Raw genomic sequence first — 2847 nt, forward strand, 5'->3', positions numbered from 1 at the left:
TACTGCACAGTCACATGACAGATGCTCAATTGTTGAGGTCATGGGCAGAAACGCAGGCTACATTGCTCTTGACGCAGGCATCGCAACCGGCGCGACTTCGGTGCTCGTGCCTGAGATTCCTTATGATTTTGAAAAAGACATTATCGAACGTATGGAAAGAACACTTAAAGGCGGCACACAGCATTTCATTATAATCGTTGCTGAGGGTGTCGGCGGTTCCGAACAGCTTGCGCACGACATTCAGGATAAGCTCGGTATTATTACAAAATGCACTATTCTTGGTCACGTACAGCGCGGCGGTTCGCCGACGGCATATGACAGAGTTATGGCAAGCCGCATGGGCTATGAGGCGGTAAACCTGCTTTCAAAGGGCATAGGCGACCGTGTTATCGCATTCAAAGATAATAAGATCGTGGATTATGATATACAGGAAGCTCTTAAGATGAAAAAAGAGCTTGATATCACAAAGTACAAGATGGCTTACGCGATTTCCACCGCCGGTCTTGAGCTTAAATCAGGAGAATAATAAAAAAAGCGGCATCACGCCGCTTTCAGACTGTCGAAAAGTTACAGGCACCGCAAAAGCGATTACAATATAAGTATACGACAAAATTAAAATATCAGATCTTTAAACGTAATCTTCATGTTACGGTTTGTAAACACAAAATGGCTCAAGATCCCCGTTCCGGGGCACTTTTGCTTACTTTAGAACAGGCGCCCTGCTGTATCTGCATACAGCAACGGGCGCCTGTTCTTCGTCTGTCTGTCCTTTTCGAGCGTCTTTTTTATTATTCTATATATTATTTGTGTATCATACTTATATCGTAAGGCGTCTCCTGGTATACACAGTAGTTGAGCCAGTTTGCAAACAGCAGGTTTGCATGACAGCGCCAGTTGACAAGCGGCTTTTTTGACGGATCATTTTCCGGGTAATAATTTTTCGGAACCGCTATCGGAAGCCCCTTGGCAACGTCTCTCTTGTATTGCTTATCGAGCGTAGTCGAATCGTATTCGCTATGTCCGGTAACGAATATCTGGCGATTGTCGTGGCTCGCAACGATATAAACGCCGCTTTCATCGCTTTCACTCAGTATTTCTATATATTGTTTATTTTTAAGGATATCAGATCTGCGCACCTCGGTATGCCTGCTGTGAGGAGCATAGAAAATATCGTCAAAACCTCTCATCAGTTTATTGTTCGGCTTCAAGACTTTGTGAGGGAATACGCCGAACATCTTTTCGTCAAGCTGATACTTTTTTACACCGTAATGATAGTATAAAGCCGCTTGTGCTGCCCAGCATATGTACATGGTGCTGTAAACATTGTCATTTGCCCAGTCCATTATGCCGCAAATCTCTTTCCAGTAATCCACCTTTTCAAAAGGCAGGTTTTCAACCGGGGCGCCCGTTATTATCAGTCCGTCGTATTTCTCGTTTTTCACCTGATCGAAGGTATGATAGAACTCCTTCAGATAATCCTTTGAAGTATGGCGAGGGCTGTGGCTTGCGGTATAAAGCAGGGAAATATCGATTTGAAGCGAAGTATTACCAAGCACCCTTAAAAGCTGGGTTTCAGTCGTCTCCTTGTCGGGCATCAAATTTAAAATAGCGATCTTCAGAGGACGAATGTCCTGTGAAGCCGCGCGGTTTTCCGGCATTATGAAGATATTTTCCTTTGTCAGCACTTTCACAGCCGGTAACGTATTGGGGATTTTTACAGGCATATCGCACCCTCCTTACATAATAGTGCTTTTTAGCATATCAGATTTTGAAAGCTTTTGCAATGTAAAATCAGAATTTAACAGTTGGCGTATTGAATTATTGCTCGCTGTATACTATAATATTATAAAAAATTTATTGCGGAGGCGCAAAATGAAACAGATAACAAAAGATACAATAATTGGTGATATTCTTGATGCAGATCAGGAGACAGCGGCATTTTTCTTTGAGATTGGTATGCACTGTCTTGGCTGTCCGTCATCCAGAGGCGAAACTATTGAAGATGCGTGCGCGGTACATGGCGTTGACCCTGACGAACTTATCGAAAAGATAAATAAGCATCTCGCAAGTAAATAATCGCTTTATATCTGCGGCCGCAACCTGCGACCGCAGTTTTATAACTACGGTGAGCCGCATTCCGAAAACACGGCGCCGCTTTTGTTTTAAGCGGCACAGGATTTCTATGACATCACTTAGCCCAAGACTTAAGCTTATTGCTTCGTTTGTGCGAAACGGGGCTTTTTTTGCCGATGTCGGCACAGATCACGCATATATCCCGGCATGGCTCATCGAAAATGGCATATCTGAAGGCGGGATAGCCTCTGACGTAAGACAAGGTCCGCTTGAAAATGCCCAAAAAACGCTGTTACGTTGCGGAGCTCAGAAAAAAGTTAAACTTTTGCTCTGCGACGGGATACCGAAAGAATGCATAAAAAATGCAAAAACGGATATTATCATTGCGGGAATGGGCGGCGAGCTAATATGCCATATTCTCAAAGACGCCGGTGATATAAAAGCCCGCCTGATACTTCAGCCGATGCGCGACGCACCACTGGTGCGCGCTTTTTTATATGAAAACGGCTATGACATAACAGACGAGGCTCTCACCCTTGAGGGGGAGAAGCTGTATGACGTTATGACGGCACAGAAATCTGAATCAGTTCCATATAGTGATACCGATGTTTTGATCGGGTGTCATTTAATCAATAATGACGGAGCAAATTTTGAATTGTATCTCGGCAGGAATATCACTGTTCTGACAAAAACTATAAACGGTCTAGAAAGGGCGGCTTTAAGAGATGAAGCGGCAATTTCAGAATGCCGGAAGAAACTTGGGCTTTTCAGTGA

General features: G+C 43.9%; 4 protein-coding genes. 3 read left to right on the forward strand and 1 reads right to left on the reverse strand.

Annotated features, from left to right (window positions below; translation table 11 throughout):
- The coding region (locus Q8865_11175; protein MDP4153979.1) for a 6-phosphofructokinase at nt 1-526 on the forward strand (526 nt) is incomplete at its 5' end.
- Between the two features lie 274 nt (nt 527-800).
- Here the strand turns inward: Q8865_11175 and metA are convergent.
- Complete coding sequence (metA, locus tag Q8865_11180; GenBank protein ID MDP4153980.1) at nt 801-1724, reverse strand: homoserine O-succinyltransferase; 924 nt, start codon at nt 1722-1724, stop codon at nt 801-803.
- Nucleotides 1725-1872: 148 nt separating this feature from the next.
- On the opposite strand from metA, the gene Q8865_11185 reads away from it, so the two are divergent.
- Together Q8865_11185 and Q8865_11190 are read left to right on the forward strand one after the other, a co-directional pair.
- On the forward strand, nt 1873-2076 hold the full coding sequence (locus Q8865_11185; protein MDP4153981.1) for a DUF1858 domain-containing protein: 204 nt from the start codon (nt 1873-1875) through the stop codon (nt 2074-2076).
- A 106-nt stretch (nt 2077-2182) separates the two neighbouring features.
- The coding region (locus Q8865_11190) for a class I SAM-dependent methyltransferase (GenBank protein ID MDP4153982.1) at nt 2183-2847 on the forward strand (665 nt) is incomplete at its 3' end.

The organism is Bacillota bacterium, assembly GCA_030705925.1.
Taxonomy (GTDB): Bacteria; Bacillota; Clostridia; order Oscillospirales; family Feifaniaceae; genus JAUZPM01.

What these genes read in the sequence shown, in the direction of transcription:
- metA (MDP4153980.1), bottom strand. Translation starts at nt 1,724, where the DNA reads ATGCCTGTAAAAATCCCCAATACGTTACCGGCTGTGAAAGTGCTGACA.
- Q8865_11185 (MDP4153981.1), top strand. Translation starts at nt 1,873, where the DNA reads ATGAAACAGATAACAAAAGATACAATAATTGGTGATATTCTTGATGCA.